This is a genomic window from Enterobacter cloacae complex sp. P6RS (genome assembly GCF_014982245.1).
Taxonomy (GTDB): Bacteria; Pseudomonadota; Gammaproteobacteria; order Enterobacterales; family Enterobacteriaceae; genus Enterobacter; species Enterobacter bugandensis.
In genome coordinates this window covers 58,008-73,854 of sequence record NZ_JADCLB010000012.1, presented here as the reverse complement: position 1 = coordinate 73,854, position 15,847 = coordinate 58,008, and the positions used below count along the sequence as shown (strand labels likewise).

The following is a 15,847-nucleotide window of genomic DNA, read 5'->3' as shown; positions in this document are numbered from 1 at the left end:
ACCTTTAATTATCAAGGGTGAAGAACTACGCCAGCTCAACCACTTTATTGTCAATCAGGCGTGCCTGGCCGAGCCATGCCGCCACCAGGATGACTGCGCGCTTGCTGTTCTGGGTTAATTCCAGCAGCGTATCAGCATCACGAATTTGTACGTCGTCAGCACGAAGGCCCTTATCGTTAAGCGCCTGCTCGGCAAGGGCAATAATCTCTTCTGCTGTTAACTCTTTTGCCAGCACTTGCTCTGCCATGGTGTTCATCACCTTGCTCAGGCCCGGCGCGATTTTACGCTGTTCGGCGGTCAGGTAACCATTCCGCGAGCTGAGTGCCAGCCCGTCTTTGGCACGCACAATCGGTACGCCGACGATCTCGATATCATATCCCATGTCGGCGACCATCTTGCGGATCAGCGCCAGCTGCTGGAAATCTTTCTCACCGAAGCAGGCAACGTCCGGCTGCACCAGGTTAAATAGCTTGCTGACGATGGTGGAGACTCCGCGGAAGTGGCCCGGACGGCTGGCGCCTTCGAGCATGGTGGAAATGCCCGGGACGTCAACGTAGGTCGCCTCTTCGGTACCCTGCGGATAAACGTCCGCCGGTGCAGGTGAGAAGACGATATCCGCGTGGCGTTTTTTGAGCTTCTCGCAATCTTCCTGCAGGGTGCGCGGATAGCGTGCCAGATCGTCGGCGCGGTCAAACTGCATGGGGTTCACGAAGATACTGACCACCACGATATCTGCTCGCGCACGGGCTTCGTCGACGAGCTTCATGTGGCCATCATGCAGATTGCCCATGGTCGGGACCAGTGCGATACGTTTACCTTCCTGACGCGCGCGGCGGATATGCTGGCGAAGCAGCGGCAGGGTTTCAATGATTAGCACAACGAGACTCCTTAATGGAAACTGTGTTCTTCACCCGGGTAAACACCGGATTCAACGTCGGCAATATACTGCCTGACCGCAGCGCGCATGTCGCCCGCTTCAGTGAGGAAATTTTTGGCAAATTTCGGGATATGCCCGCCAGTAATACCAAAGGCGTCGTGCATCACCAGAATCTGACCGTCGGTCACGTTGCCTGCACCAATACCAATCACCGGAATGGAGAGTGCGTCGGTGATGCGTTTCGCCAGCTCAACCGGCACGCACTCCAGCACCAGCAGCTGGGCGCCTGCGGCTTCCAGCGCCAGGGCATCCTCAAACAGCGTCTGCGCCGCGTCGCCGCGGCCCTGCACCTTATACCCGCCGAAGATATTCACGGACTGCGGGGTCAGGCCCAAATGACCACACACCGGCACGGCGCGTTCGGTGAGCATTTTCACCGTCTCCACCAGCCAGGCGCCGCCTTCAATTTTGACCATGTTAGCGCCAGCGCGCATCACTGCCGCCGCGTTTTCAAATGCCTGCTCTGGCGTGGCATAGGCCATAAATGGCAGGTCGGAAAGCAGAAGGCAGCCTGGCGCACCGCGGCGTACCGCACGGGTGTGATATGCAATATCTTCGACCGTGACCGGCAGGGTGGAATCATGTCCTTGTACCGTCATCCCTAACGAATCTCCGACCAGCATGACGTTGATCCCCTCTTCGGCAAACAGTTTGGCGAAGCTGTAGTCATACGCGGTGATGGTGGCGAAGCGTTTTTTTTCCTGTTTGCATTTCTGCAGTAAGGAGATGGTGGTTGGTTTCATACTGTTTCCTGATAGCCCAAAAGCGAATCTTTGCGCATTCTAACAGTAACATTCGAGGGAACAATGATTTTAGGCAACCGATTAACCACAATTATTTTGTGGTCAACCGGTGAGGGAAGAGGATCACCAGCGAGCGGGTCTTTCCGCGTTCAGGTTGTCCAGAACGGCCTTGAGCGGGATGTCTTCCGGGAAGGTGAGATCGGGCGCCACTTCAAAGAGCGGCCAGAGCATAAAGCCACGATTTTTCATGTCGTAATGCGGTACGGTGAGGCGTTCAGTGTTAATCACCTCATGGCCGAACAGCATAATATCGAGATCAAGCGTGCGCGGCCCCCAGCGTTCGGCTTTGCGTACGCGCCCCTGCTGCAGTTCGATGCGCTGAGTGTTGTCCAGCAGCGTTTCGGCATCGAGGGATGTTTCCAGCACCACGGCGGCGTTCAGATAATCAGGTTGATCCTGCGGGCCTAGCGGCGGCGTGCGGTAAAAGGAGGAGACCGCCACGATACGGCTTTGCGGGATCTCACCCAGCGCCTGTACGGCAGCATTCACCTGCTCCAGCGGAGAGGCTAAATTGCTGCCGATGGCGATATACGCAAGGGTCATGCTGTCCCTTCACGACGCGGTGCGCGTTTGCGCGGACGACGATGACGGCGACGCGGGGCAGGTTCTTCATCCAGCCCGGTCAGCATATCTTTCTGCTCCGGCGGGGCGGAAACCTGGAATTCGGCCCACCACTGCGCCAGGCGCTGCAGCTCCTGATTGCGTTCAGTTTCCGCACGCAGCGACAGCAGGTCGAAGGCGGCGCGGAACTTTGGATGCTCCATCAGCTTCCAGGCACGTTTGCCCTGACGGCGGGACATGCGCAGCTGAAGCTGCCAGATGTCGCGCACCAACGTAGTAATACGTTTTGGGATAGCCAGCGTGCGGCACCCTTCGTCCAATACATCGTTCGCGGCCAGCGCGAAGGCATCGTAATAGGCGAGGCCGCTCTCCTGGGTGATTCTTTGAGCCGTTTCCAGCAGCGGGTACCAGAACATTGCCGCAAACAGGAATGCCGGGTTCACGCGCATATCGTTATGGATGCGGGTGTCAGTATTTTTCAGCACCTGCGCAATCATCCGCTCCATTGGGCTGTCACCGTTTTCGGTGAAGTAACGGGTAATGGTCGGGAACAGAGGCTGGAACAGGTTGTATTCGCGCAGCAGATTGTAGGTTTCGAACCCGTAGCCGGCCTGCAGCAGCTTCAGCGCCTCTTCAAACAGGCGGGCAGGCGGCACGTCGTTAATCAGCGTCGCCAGACGCGGGATCGGCTCTGCGGTTTCCGGGCTGATGCGCATGTTCAGCTTGGCGGCAAAACGCACGGCGCGCAGCATGCGCACCGGATCTTCACGATAGCGCGTTTCCGGCGTGCCGATCAGGCGGATCAGACCCTCTTTCAGGTCCTGCATGCCGCCGACGTAATCACGCACGGTGAAATCCGCCACGCTGTAATAAAGGCTGTTGATGGTGAAGTCGCGACGCTGGGCATCTTCTTCGATAGAGCCGAAGATATTGTCGCGCAGCAGCATACCGTTCTGGCCGCGCTGTGACGTGGTGCGGTCGGATGCACCCGCTTCGTGGTGGCCGCGGAAGGTCGCCACTTCGATGATTTCCGGCCCAAACATCACGTGAGCCAGACGGAAACGGCGGCCAACGAGACGGCAGTTGCGGAATAATTTACGCACCTGCTCGGGCGTGGCGCTGGTCGTCACGTCGAAATCTTTCGGTTTTTTGCCCAGCAGTAAATCACGCACCCCACCGCCAACGAGATAGGCCTCGTAGCCCGCTTTATTCAGACGATAGAGTACCTTGAGGGCATTTTCACTGATATCTTTGCGGGAAATATTGTGCTGCTCACGCGGAATAACCGACATGTGTGGCTGTGCAATAGCGTCGTTCGCCATGCTCTCTTCGCGGCTTAGCACTTTACGGCAAAAATTAGCGACTCGGGTAAAAATGGTACACCTCGTAGTGTGTTTTGTTATGAAAAAAGCGGCTAATCATAGCTCAGCGCAACGCATTTGAGAATGCTGGATTTTCGGCACCGCCGCGAGCGTCCAGTTGGCAATGGCTATTTTCAGCAATTCGTCAATGCGCAGATCCTGCCATTCGTTGGTTACATTCTGGTTGAGAAATCGCAGCGCGTCGATCAAAACAGGACGCGGATCGCCGTCTGGCAGGGCCGGGGCGTGGTTCTGCTTGGAGAGCTTAACGCCCTGCGCATTGACCGCCAGCGGCAGATGAATGTAATCCGGTGCCGTCCAGCCAAACTGATGATAAAGCGAGATTTGCCGTACGGTCGGTTCGACCAGGTCCGCCCCGCGCACAATTTCCGTCACGCCCTGGAAACGATCGTCGACGACCACCGCCAGGTTATACGCAAACAGACCATCACGACGGTGAATAATAAAATCTTCACATGCCAGACGTTCATCCGCCCTAATCTCACCGGAGAGCCGATCGTGGAAGCGAGTGACGGGCGCGCGCTGTAGCAAGCGTACGGCGGCATTTTTCGGGGGAAGATTCAGCGTGCGGCAGCGGCCGTCATACACACCTCCCACGCTCTGGATACGCGCGCGGGTGCAGGTGCAGTTATAGGAGAGCCCCTGAGCGCTGAGCCAGGCCAGACGTTCCCGATAAGCCTCATGACGTTGTGACTGCCACAGAACGTCGCCGTCCCAGTGAAGACCGTAATGTTCCAGCTGACGCAGAATGGTGTCTGCAGCACCGGGAACTTCACGCGGAGGGTCAATATCTTCGATGCGGACGAGCCATTTACCCTGACTGGCGCGAGCCTGCAGGTAGCTGCCAAGCGCGGCAATTAATGAGCCGAAGTGTAATTCACCGGAAGGAGATGGCGCAAAGCGCCCGATATAGTGTGATTCAGACATATCAATAGTAACAAGGCGGGAGAGACTCCCGCCTTTGGAGTGTATAAACAGCGCTGGCGTTAGCCGGCCATCTGTTTTTCGCGGATTTCGGCCAGCGTTTTACAGTCGATGCACAGATCGGCGGTTGGACGCGCTTCCAGGCGACGAATACCGATTTCAACACCGCAGGATTCGCAGTAGCCAAAATCTTCGTCTTCGACTTTTTTCAGCGTTTTCTCGATCTTTTTGATCAGCTTGCGTTCGCGGTCACGGTTACGCAGTTCGAGGCTGAACTCTTCTTCCTGAGCGGCACGGTCTACCGGATCCGGGAAGTTAGCAGCTTCATCCTGCATATGCGAAACGGTGCGATCCACTTCATCCCTGAGTTGATTACGCCATGCTTCAAGAATACGCTTGAAGTGCGACAGCTGGGCTTCGTTCATATACTCTTCGCCCGGCTTCTCTTGATACGGCTCCACCCCAGCGATGGCGAGAATACTCAGGGACGATGTTTTACGGTTTTGCCCTTCTTGCATGTTGCTTCTCCTTAACACGCACTATCGATCCCCGTGTTGGGGGAAAATCAGGTCGCTATAAATAGCAGATGCTTTTCCGTATGGCAATTATCTAAACGTAACACTTGACAAGCCTGTGAGGAAAAGCGTATTTGCGCACGCGGCCAGAACACTTATTCATCAATCGTCTAATCCCTTATAAGACAATGGGAAGAGACGATCTCAGAGTCATATTATCGGCAGAAAGTTCCGCTTTATAAGCTAAAACCTCTACCCCCAGCTTTTGTGCCTCATTCAACAGTTGTGCGTATTTAGGATCGATATGGCGGGCAGGGGAAAACCGTTCAATCGCTGTATGCAACACCGCAAACAGCAATACGGCGCGTTTGCCCGCCGCCGCAACACTCATTAGCTCTCGCAGATGCTTCTGCCCGCGTAGCGTTACCGCATCCGGAAAGAAGCCGTTTTCCTGTTCCGCTAACGTCACTGATTTTACTTCAATATAGCACTCCGGCCTGTCTTCCGCCTGTAACATGAAGTCAATTCTGCTGCCTTCATCGCCGTATTTCACTTCTGTTTTATGCGTACCGTAACCCACCAGTTCGGGAATGGCGCCATTGGTCAGCGCTTCCTTAACCAGCTGATTTGCACGCAGAGTATTAACACAAATAAACGCCCCGTTTTGCGTTTCGGTTATTTCCCAGGTATGGGGATATTTGCGTTTAGTATTTTCTGAAGTGGAATACCAGACCGTGTCACCCGGCGCGGCGCAACCGGTCATGGCGCCGGTGTTGGGGCAGTGCAGGGTGAGCTCTTCGCCTTCCGGCGTCACCACGTCGGCGAGGAAGCGTTTGTAGCGTTGGACAAGCGTCGCGGACTGTAGTGCAGGACTAAACTTCATCGGAATTCCTTGTGGTGTCGCCCAACGTCCAGCGCTGTAGCGGCCTGTAGCGGGTGCGTCCCCGTGCAAAGACGGATTCATAAAGCGCGAATTCATTAACCGGAAAAGCCCAGTGAAAACCCGGCGGCGGAATAGCAACGGCCTGACCGGCATCGCGCAGCAGCGTGACGTGCGGATGAAACGGCTGCGGGCTCTGGTAACAGCCGCTGCGCGCTGCCTGCGCGCGCAACATATTGGCGAGCTGTAACAACCCGCGCGGCGGCTGGCGCGTACCCAGCCAGACCACGCGCGAACGCAGCCACTGACCCGCATCGTCAAGGTGCAGCGTAAACGCCGGCTGGACAATACGCCCGGCCATGGCGGCTAATGCCCGCTGCTTTTCGGCGCTCACGTCACCCAAAAAGGCCAGCGTCAGGTGCAGGTTTGCCGCCGCAACGGGCCGGCCCGCTTCCGGCGGAAAATGTTCCGCGCGCCAGCGAACGATTTGCCGCTGTAGGGTGGTGGGCAATTCAATGGCAAAAAACAGCCGTTTCGACTCAGACATAGGGGGGACTCGGTAATGATATGCGCCGATGCTACAATGTACGCCGACTAATGTTAACCCTCTGGAGCTGTTAGTGTCCTCATTGCCGGTCGCCGTCGTTCTTCCTGAGCTTCTCGCTGCCTTACAACATGCCCCGCAGGTTTTGCTTAACGCGCCTACGGGGGCGGGTAAATCTACCTGGCTGCCATTGCAGATCCTTAAAGAGGGGAATATTGCCGGGAAAATTATCCTGCTGGAGCCGCGCAGGCTGGCCGCGCGCAACGTGGCGCAGCGCCTGGCGGAACTGCTGAATGAAAAACCGGGTGAAACGGTAGGCTACCGGATGCGCGCCGAAACCTGCGTCGGCCCGTCCACGCGGCTTGAGGTGGTCACCGAGGGCATTCTTACCCGCATGCTGCAAAACGACCCGGAGTTGAACGGCGTCGGGCTGGTGATCCTGGATGAATTCCACGAGCGCAGCCTGCAGGCCGATCTGGCCCTCGCGCTGTTGCTCGACGTTCAGCAGGGGCTGCGCGACGATCTGCGGCTGCTGATTATGTCGGCAACGCTGGATAACGAGCGGCTACGACAGGCATTACCCGATGCGCCGGTCATCAGCTCAGAAGGAAGGGCATTTCCTGTTGAGCGTCGCTATCAGCTGCTTCCTGCCCATCAGCGCTTTGACGAAGCGGTAGCTATTGCCACTGCTGACCTGCTTCGCCAGGCGCCCGGCTCGCTGCTGCTGTTTTTGCCCGGCGTGGGGGAGATTCAGCGCGTGCAGGAGCGGCTGGCCTCCAGGGTGGGCAGTGACGTACTGCTTTGCCCGCTCTATGGCGCCCTGTCGTTGACCGAGCAGCGTAAAGCTATCCTTCCCGCCCCGGCGGGGCAGCGTAAAGTCGTCCTGGCAACCAACATTGCCGAAACCAGTTTGACCATCGAAGGCATTCGCCTGGTGGTGGATAGCGCGCAGGAGAGGGTGGCTAGCTTTGATCCGCGCACCGGGCTGACTAAACTGCTGACACAACGCATCAGCCAGGCGTCAATGGTGCAACGCGCGGGCCGTGCGGGGCGTCTTGAGCCGGGTATTTGCCTGCATTTGACCAGCGCGGAGCAGGCTGAACGCGCGGCACAGCAAAGCACGCCGGAGATTTTACAAAGCGATCTCTCCGGGCTGGTGATGGATCTCCTGCTGTGGGGCTGCCCGGATCCTGAACAGCTCACCTGGCTTAATCCACCGCCTGTCGTGAATCTCGCCGCCGCGCGCAGCCTGCTCACCCAGCTTGGCGCGCTGGAAGGTGAACGTCTGACGGCGCGCGGCCAGAAAATGGCTGCGCTGGGCAACGATCCGCGTCTGGCGGCGATGCTGGTGGCCGCGCAGGGCGAAGATGAAATTGCCACAGCGGCGAAACTGGCGGCTATTCTTGAGGAGCCGCCGCGCGGAGGCAGCAGCGATCTGGGGCAGGCGTTTTCGCGCAATCAGGGAAACTGGCAGCAGCGGGCGCAGCAGCTGTGCAAACGCCTGAACTGCCGGGGCGGTTCACCTGACGGCGATAAGATTGCCTCCCTTCTGGCGCTGGCCTTCCCGGACAGGATTGCGCGCCGCCGCGGGCTGGATGGACGCTACCAGCTGGCAAACGGCATGGGGGCGATGCTGGACAGCGATGATGCCCTGACGCGACATGAATGGCTGATCGCGCCGCTCCTGCTTCAGGGCAGCCAGTCTCCTGATGCCCGTATTTTACAGGCGATTGCCGTGGACATAGATGCCCTGACGCGTACCTGCCCGCAGCTGCTCCAGCAATCGGACATCGTGGAATGGGATGACGCTCAGGGGACGCTAAAGGCGTTTCGGCGTAGTCAGATTGGCAAACTGATCCTCGGGACGAAACCGCTGGCGAAGCCGTCGGAAGAAGAGTTACACCAGGCAATGCTGAACGGCATTCGGGAAAAGGGCCTTAACGTTCTGAACTGGACGCCGGAAGCTGAACAGTATCGCATTCGTTTGCACTGCGCCGCGAAGTGGCTTCCGGAATACGGCTGGCCCGCGGTGGATGATGAGACGCTGCTCGCGACGCTTGAGCAGTGGCTGCTGCCGCAAATGAGCGGCGTGCACTCTCTGCGCGCCCTTAAGGCGCTTGATGTTAAGACTGCGTTACAGAATTTACTGGACTGGTCATTACGTCAACGTCTGGATAGTGAGCTTCCTGGGCATTACACTGTGCCCACCGGGAGCCGGATTGCCATTCGTTATCATGAGGATAATCCTCCGGCGCTGGCGGTTCGGATGCAGGAGATGTTTGGTGAGGCAACCACACCGTCTATTGCGGAAGGGCGGGTGCCGTTGGTGCTTGAGCTGCTCTCGCCTGCGCATCGTCCGTTGCAGATCACCCGCGATCTGGGAGCGTTCTGGGCCGGGAGCTACCGTGAAGTGCAGAAAGAGATGAAAGGGCGCTACCCCAAACACGTCTGGCCGGACGATCCGGCGAATACGGCGCCGACGCGGCGGACGAAGAAGTATTCCTGACAGGAAAGTCTTGCTGTTTATTTTGAGAGATTTCTTCTTCCACAGACCTGTGAAAGAAAGGAAAATCTGGCCTTTGCGCCTGAAAGTTGCGGAGAAAAAGCATGGCGGGGAATGACCGCGAGCCAATAGGACGTAAGGGAAAACCCGCGCGTCCGGCGAAAGAAAAAGTAAGCCGTCGTCGCCTCAGAGATGAGGACTATGACGATGACTATGAAGACGATTATGAGGATGAAGAACCGATGCCGCGTAAAGGGAAAGGCAAAGGGCGTAAGCCTCGTGGGAAGCGCGGCTGGTTCTGGCTGCTGCTGAAGCTGTTCATTGTTTTTGTTGTGCTGATCGCGATTTACGGCGTGTATCTGGATCAGAAGATCCGCAGCCGTATCGACGGGAAAGTCTGGCAATTGCCTGCGGCAGTGTATGGTCGCATGGTGAACCTTGAGCCGGACATGTCCATCAGCAAGAACGAGATGGTGAAACTGCTGCAAGCTACGCAGTATCGTCAGGTCACGAAAATGACCCGCCCGGGCGAATTTACCGTCCAGGCGAAAAGCATTGAGATGATCCGCCGCCCGTTCGACTTCCCGGACAGCAAAGAGGGGCAGGTGCGCGCGCGTCTGACTTTTGACGGCGATCGGCTGGAAACCATTGAGAACATGGACAATAACCGCCAGTTCGGTTTCTTCCGTCTTGATCCGCGTCTGATCACCATGCTCTCGTCCGCCAATGGCGAACAGCGCCTGTTCGTGGCGCGTAACGGCTTCCCGGATCTGCTGGTGGATACCCTGCTGGCAACCGAAGACCGCCATTTCTACGAGCACGACGGTATCAGTCTCTACTCCATCGGCCGTGCGGTGCTGGCGAACCTGACTGCGGGTCGTACCGTGCAGGGGGCGAGTACGCTTACCCAGCAGCTGGTGAAGAACCTGTTCCTCTCCAGCGAGCGTTCTTACTGGCGTAAAGCCAACGAAGCGTACATGGCCGTGCTGATGGATGCGCGCTACAGCAAGGATCGTATCCTTGAGCTGTACATGAACGAGGTGTACCTCGGCCAGAGCGGCGATAACGAGATCCGCGGCTTCCCGCTGGCGAGCCTGTACTACTTTGGCCGTCCGGTGGAAGAGCTCAGCCTTGACCAGCAGGCGCTGCTGGTGGGCATGGTGAAAGGGGCGTCCATTTATAACCCGTGGCGCAACCCGAAACTGGCGCTGGAGCGTCGTAACCTGGTACTGCGTCTGCTGCAACAGCAGCAGGTGATTGACCAGGAATTATACGACATGCTTAGCGCACGTCCGCTGGGCGTGCAGCCGCGCGGTGGGGTGATCTCTCCGCAGCCTGCTTTCATGCAGATGGTGCGCCAGGAGCTGCAAAGCAAGCTCGGTGATAAGGTCAAAGATCTCTCCGGCGTGAAGATCTTCACAACCTTTGATTCGGTAGCCCAGGACGCGGCAGAAAAAGCGGCGGTTGAAGGGATCCCGGTGCTGAAGAAGCAGCGCAAGCTCTCCGATCTGGAAACCGCGATGGTGGTGGTTGACCGTAACACCGGCGAAGTGCGCGCGATGGTGGGCGGCGCAGAGCCGCAGTATGCGGGCTACAACCGTGCCATGCAGGCGCGTCGTTCGATTGGCTCTCTGGCTAAACCGGCGACCTATCTCACCGCGCTGAGCCAGCCGAATTTGTATCGCCTGAACACCTGGATCGCCGATGCGCCAATCTCCCTGCGTCAGCCTAACGGCCAGGTCTGGTCACCGCAGAACGATGATAAACAGTTCAGCGGACAGGTGATGCTGGTGGATGCGTTAACCCGCTCCATGAACGTACCTACGGTTAACCTCGGTATGGCGCTGGGCCTGCCGGCCATTGTCGACACCTGGCAGAAGCTGGGCGTACCGAAAGATCAGCTGCACCCTGTTCCGGCGATGATTCTGGGGGCGCTTAACCTGACGCCGATCGAAGTGGCGCAGGCGTTCCAGACCATTGCCAGCGGAGGTAACCGCGCACCGCTCTCTGCCCTGCGTTCGGTGATTGCCGAAGATGGCTCCGTGCTGTATCAGAGCTTCCCGCAGGCTGAACGTGCCGTTCCTGCGCAGGCAGCCTACATGACGCTGTGGACGATGCAGCAGGTTGTGCAGCGCGGTACCGGTCGTCAGTTGGGGGCGAAGTATCCTGGTCTGCATCTGGCGGGTAAAACCGGGACCACCAACAACAACGTCGATACCTGGTTTGCCGGTATTGATGGCCGTGAAGTGGTGATCACCTGGGTAGGCCGTGACAACAACCAGCCGACCAAACTTTACGGGGCGAGCGGGGCGATGTCGATTTACCAGCGCTACCTGGCGAACCAGTCACCTGTGCCGCTGAACCTGGTCGCGCCGGAAGATATCGTCGATATGGGCGTGGATGGTTCCGGGAACTTTATCTGCGGCGGCGGGATGCGTACCCTGCCGGTCTGGACGACCAACCCGGACTCACTGTGCCAGCAGAGCCAGCCAGAACAGCCAACGGGCAACCCGTTCGATCAATCTTCTCAGCCGCAGCAGCCGCAACAACAACCGGCCCAGCAGCAGAACGAGAAGAAAGACAGTGATGGCGTGGCCGGCTGGATCAAGGATATGTTTGGTGGGAATTAATTAATTCCCTGAATAAAAAGCCGCTTTAATATAAAGCGGCTTTTTTGTTTTTTACATTCTGCAATTTTTAAAAAAATTAAATATCTAATTTAGAATTTTTAAGTTCTCATTTTTTTCATCTAAAACATGCATTTGAAATCTTCTACATGTTGCGTAACTTTATCCTCTCTGGACACAATGAAGAATAATCTGATGTAATCGCCATAAGAAATTCACTGGCTCAAAGGATATTCCTAAATAGTCAGTCATGCGTAACATGCTGGATAACATTTCGACTCAAAATATTTGTAGTGCGAATGGATGCCACAATTGTCAAATATAAGGATATTTTTCATGAACAAAAAAGTTGTCTCTGCATTTTTAGCCGGAAGCGTTATGGCCGCGCTGTCTCTGCCTGTATTTGCGTCAAACGATTCCGGTACGGTGAACTTCGCCGGAAAAATTGTTGCCGATACCTGTGAAATTAACGTTGATGGCACAGGAACTAACGCTTCCACCGTCACTTTCGCAGATACCTATCCTTCGGATTTTGGCGCTGACGGTACGGTTGGCACCTCAAAAGCCTTTAAGATTGAAGTGAAAAAATGTGACCCGCTGGTCGCTAAACTGAACCTCAAGTTTAGCGGCACGACAACAGACGCCGCTAACAAGCGTTTGAAGAACGATCTGACTGGCGCAGGCAATGCGACCAACGTTGGCATCATCGTCAGCAATGAGAACGGCGCTAAAGGCGATGTTGTTTTCGACGGTTCAGTACCGGATGCGGGTACCGATGTGAACAACGACGCAACCGGGGCAACGGCTTCTGTCTTTAACTACACCGCGAAAGTGATTCAGGTGGGGGATACCGCGCCAACCGCGGGCCATTACTCCTCCTCTGCGACATTCGAGGTTGTCTATCGCTAAGCAATGACGGGCAGCCTGAACGGCTGCCTTTTTGGAACATTGTATGAAGACTTTATTTAAATTGTTATGTGGTTGTTTAATTATTTCCTGCTGTTCAGTACAGGCAAGTGTTGTTCTCGGTGGTACGCGAATTATTTATCCATCGAATAAATCAGAAGTTCAGATAGCACTTAAAAATAAAGATCCGCATACACGTTATCTGGTGCAAAGCTGGGTCACTTACCCCAATGATGCGAAAGCGCCGTTTATTATTACTCCCCCTGTTTACAAATTGCAGGAAAATCGTCAAACCCTTTTGCACGTTATTTTTACCGGCGATAAAAAAAGCCTGCCCGTAGACCGGGAATCTCTGTTTCTGGCAAACGTTAAATCCGTATCGGCACTCTCGCCGGAGCTGAAAGAGAAAAACACGCTGCAATTTGCAATGAAAACGCGGCTGAAGCTTTTCTGGCGTCCGGCTCAGCTGAAGGAAAGCGATGCCCTGGAAGCCTACGCAAAAATCACATTCAAGCGTCAGGGCGACACGCTAATTGCAAACAACCCGACCCCGTTTTACGTCTCGTTTGGCGAGCTGGCCGTTGGTGGGAAAAGTGTTCCGGTGAAAGAGACCAAAACCACGCCAGGCGCCATTTCAATGATGGTGGCTCCGTTCAGCGAGCAGCGTTTCGCGTTACCGAATTCAGCAAAGGGCGCGGTGACCTGGACAGCAATCAATGATTTCGGTGGGCAAACCCCGCAGCGCAAGCAGGCTCTTTAAATCATCATGTTGGTATTTTATGTCGTCATCTCTGCTTCACAAACAGGTACTGTACGGGATCGCGCTGACGCTGCTCGCCGCGATCCAGCCTGCAAGTGCTGATGACGAATTTAACCTGCGGATCCTTGAGCTGGATACGCCCCTCGAAAATACCTCTACATTAAAAAACTTCATTAACGATAACGGGCTACTTGCCGGAAGCTACCTTACGACTGTTATGTGGGATCGGGACGTTGTGGATAAACGTCCCATCGCTTTCGTGCTGTCTGACGATAAACAGCGCCTGCTGCCGGAGCTGACGAAAGCGGATCTGCGCGATTACGGCGTGAAAGTCGACACGATCCCGGACTTAAAAGATCTGGATGACGGCGCTTATGTCCGCGATATCTCCCATTTCATTGAAAATGCCCGTTACGAATACAATCAGGATGACCAGACCCTGAAACTGGTCATCCCGCAGGCGTATCGCGACCATGCTGCCGCTGGCGCGATACATCCAAAATTCTGGGATGACGGCGCGCCTGCCGCCTGGACAAGCTATCAACTCAGCGGTTCTCAGCAGCACTACAGTTCGGGCAAAACCTCTTCGACCTGGCTTGGCCTGGAGTCGGGGATTAACCTTGGGGCGTGGCGGCTGCGGAATAACAGCACCTGGAGCGACGCTTCTGGCTGGGAGGCCATTGCCAGCACGTTACAACGCGACATCAAAACGCTGAAAAGCCAGCTTGAGATTGGTCAGACATATACCAATGGTGAACTTTTTGACAGCGTTCAGATGACCGGCGTGAAGCTGGAAACGGATACTTCTATGCTGCCTGTTAGTCAGCAGGGCTTTGCGCCCGTCGTGCGCGGTATTGCCAATAGCGATGCGAAAGTCACTATCAAGCAAAACGGCTACACCATCTATCAGGCAAACGTCTCGCCGGGGCCGTTCGAGATCCGCGATTTAAGCCAGGTAACATCCGGAGCCGATCTGGAAGTGACCGTCGAAGAGGCGGACGGCAGCGAGCATAGCTTCATCCAGGCCAGCGCGTCGGTGCCGGTGTTACAGCGGGAAGGCGGCTTTAAGTATTCGCTGGCCGCAGGGCGCTATCGCGGTAATGAAGGTGAAGACGAACCCACCTTTGCGCAAGGCACAGCCATCTATGGTCTGCCTTACGGCGTCACGGCGTATACCGGCGCGCTGGGGGCATCACTGTATCACGCGCTGCTGCTGGGGCTCGGTGCCGATCTGGGGCATTTCGGCTCCGCCTCTGTCGACCTCACGGCCGCGCGTACCGCGTTTGATGACGGGCGTGACGATGCCAGCGGTTTATCCTGGCGGGCGCAGTATTCAAAAGATATTCCCGATACGGATACCACCATCACGCTTGCCAGCTATCGCTACTCCACATCGGGGTTCTATACCTTTCAGGAAGCTATCGATCAGCGTGACAGCGAAATCGATGACGGCATTTATACCTACCGCAGAACTAATAACCGCCGTAGCCGCATGCAGCTCAACCTTTCCCAGCGGGTTTCTGACTGGGGCTCGGCCTATCTTAACGGCTATCAGCAGGACTACTGGGATATGGACGGCCATGAGCGCAGCGTCAGCGCGGGGTTCAGCTCCAGCTGGCGCGACATCACCTGGTCGATAAGCTACAACCTGACCCGCACGCCAGATGCCGTTACCGACCGGCAAATGGCGTTGACGGTCAACATTCCGTTATCAAAGTGGCTGCCGAATTCCTGGGCAACCTACAGTGCTAATACCTCCAGTGGCGGATTTGTCTCGCATCAGGTTGGGCTTGGCGGTACCGCGCTGGAGGACAATAAGCTGAGCTACAACCTTCAGCAGAGCTATGCCAATCAGAATACGGGCTACGGCGGCAGCCTCTCCGGTCGTTACCGGGGGGCTTCCGGCGAGGTCGGCATGGGGTACAGCTACGGTGGCGATAACCGGCAATGGAACTACAGCGCTCAGGGATCGATTGTGGCCCACGAGCATGGCGTGACGCTGGGGCAACCCGTACGCGACGCCTTCGCCATTGTGCACATTAAAGATGGTGATAACGTCAAAGTACAAAACGGGCGCGGCATCACGACGGACCGTTTTGGTAACGCGATTGTTCCTTCTCTGACGGCCTACCGGCACAACATCATCACCGTGAATACGCAGGATCGGGAAGATATTGATATCGACGCGGCAACGCTGGATCTCGTGCCGACGAAAGGGGCGGCAGTGCCGGCCACGTTCGACGCGCGCGTGGGACGACGCGCGCTGGTGACCTTGCTCTACGCGGGTAAGCCCGTGCCGTTTGGCGCCCTGGTGGCGCTGGACAACACCACGGCCATCGTGGGCGATGATGGGGAGGTTTACCTGACCGGGCTGTCCGGCAAAACAACGTTTAGCGTGCAGTGGGGAGAAGAGCGCGATCGGCAGTGTCACGGGACGCTGGATCTTCCCTCGCACAGCGCGGCAGGGATCGTGAAAGCCACGGTCAACTGCCTTAACTGAGGTAT

The 15,847-nt window shown here is 56.5% G+C and carries 13 protein-coding genes; 5 read left to right on the top strand and 8 right to left on the bottom strand.

Annotation, left to right across the window (positions count from 1 at the left end; genetic code table 11):
• Window positions 1–25 precede the first annotated feature (25 nt).
• The 8 genes from panC to thpR all read right to left on the bottom strand — a co-directional run bounded on the left by panC (window position 26) and on the right by thpR (window position 6,549).
• Window positions 26–877, bottom strand: a complete 852-nt coding sequence (gene panC / locus INF73_RS07275) for a pantoate--beta-alanine ligase (RefSeq protein WP_155026304.1) — start codon at window positions 875–877, stop codon at window positions 26–28.
• Between the two features lie 11 nt (window positions 878–888).
• Window positions 889–1,680, bottom strand: coding sequence for a 3-methyl-2-oxobutanoate hydroxymethyltransferase (panB, locus tag INF73_RS07270; protein WP_045259479.1), 792 nt, complete (start codon window positions 1,678–1,680; stop codon window positions 889–891).
• 123 nt (window positions 1,681–1,803) lie between these two features.
• Window positions 1,804–2,283: a 2-amino-4-hydroxy-6-hydroxymethyldihydropteridine diphosphokinase gene (gene folK, locus INF73_RS07265; protein ID WP_045259480.1), complete on the bottom strand. Its 480-nt coding sequence runs from the start codon at window positions 2,281–2,283 to the stop codon at window positions 1,804–1,806.
• A complete protein-coding gene (pcnB, locus tag INF73_RS07260; RefSeq protein ID WP_028015552.1) occupies window positions 2,280–3,677 on the bottom strand; it encodes a polynucleotide adenylyltransferase PcnB in 1,398 nt (465 codons plus the stop codon). The genes folK and pcnB overlap by 4 nt, the downstream gene beginning before the upstream one ends.
• Before the next feature lie 42 nt (window positions 3,678–3,719).
• Complete coding sequence (gluQRS, locus tag INF73_RS07255; RefSeq protein WP_193541120.1) at window positions 3,720–4,610, bottom strand: tRNA glutamyl-Q(34) synthetase GluQRS; 891 nt, start codon at window positions 4,608–4,610, stop codon at window positions 3,720–3,722.
• A 59-nt stretch (window positions 4,611–4,669) separates the two neighbouring features.
• Window positions 4,670–5,125 carry an RNA polymerase-binding protein DksA gene (dksA, locus tag INF73_RS07250; protein WP_013095632.1) on the bottom strand — a complete coding sequence of 152 codons (456 nt, stop codon included), beginning with the start codon at window positions 5,123–5,125 and terminating at the stop codon, window positions 4,670–4,672.
• Window positions 5,126–5,300: 175 nt separating this feature from the next.
• A complete protein-coding gene (gene sfsA / locus INF73_RS07245; RefSeq protein WP_193541122.1) occupies window positions 5,301–6,005 on the bottom strand; it encodes a DNA/RNA nuclease SfsA in 705 nt (234 codons plus the stop codon).
• A complete protein-coding gene (gene thpR, locus INF73_RS07240; RefSeq protein WP_045259483.1) occupies window positions 5,995–6,549 on the bottom strand; it encodes an RNA 2',3'-cyclic phosphodiesterase in 555 nt (184 codons plus the stop codon). Before thpR ends, sfsA begins: the two co-directional genes overlap by 11 nt.
• A 73-nt stretch (window positions 6,550–6,622) precedes the next feature.
• On the opposite strand from thpR, the gene hrpB reads away from it, so the two are divergent.
• The 5 genes from hrpB to INF73_RS07215 all read left to right on the top strand — a co-directional run bounded on the left by hrpB (window position 6,623) and on the right by INF73_RS07215 (window position 15,842).
• Window positions 6,623–9,052, top strand: coding sequence for an ATP-dependent helicase HrpB (gene hrpB, locus INF73_RS07235; RefSeq protein ID WP_193541124.1), 2,430 nt, complete (start codon window positions 6,623–6,625; stop codon window positions 9,050–9,052).
• Window positions 9,053–9,153: 101 nt separating this feature from the next.
• Entirely contained in the window at window positions 9,154–11,679 is a 2,526-nt protein-coding gene (mrcB, locus tag INF73_RS07230) for a bifunctional glycosyl transferase/transpeptidase (protein WP_193541126.1), read from the top strand.
• A 333-nt stretch (window positions 11,680–12,012) separates the two neighbouring features.
• On the top strand, window positions 12,013–12,585 hold the full coding sequence (locus INF73_RS07225; protein WP_193540297.1) for a fimbrial protein: 573 nt from the start codon (window positions 12,013–12,015) through the stop codon (window positions 12,583–12,585).
• 43 nt (window positions 12,586–12,628) lie between these two features.
• On the top strand, window positions 12,629–13,342 hold the full coding sequence (locus tag INF73_RS07220) for a molecular chaperone (protein WP_193066659.1): 714 nt from the start codon (window positions 12,629–12,631) through the stop codon (window positions 13,340–13,342).
• A 19-nt stretch (window positions 13,343–13,361) separates the two neighbouring features.
• Window positions 13,362–15,842: a fimbria/pilus outer membrane usher protein gene (locus INF73_RS07215; RefSeq protein ID WP_193540299.1), complete on the top strand. Its 2,481-nt coding sequence runs from the start codon at window positions 13,362–13,364 to the stop codon at window positions 15,840–15,842.
• Window positions 15,843–15,847 lie beyond the last annotated feature (5 nt).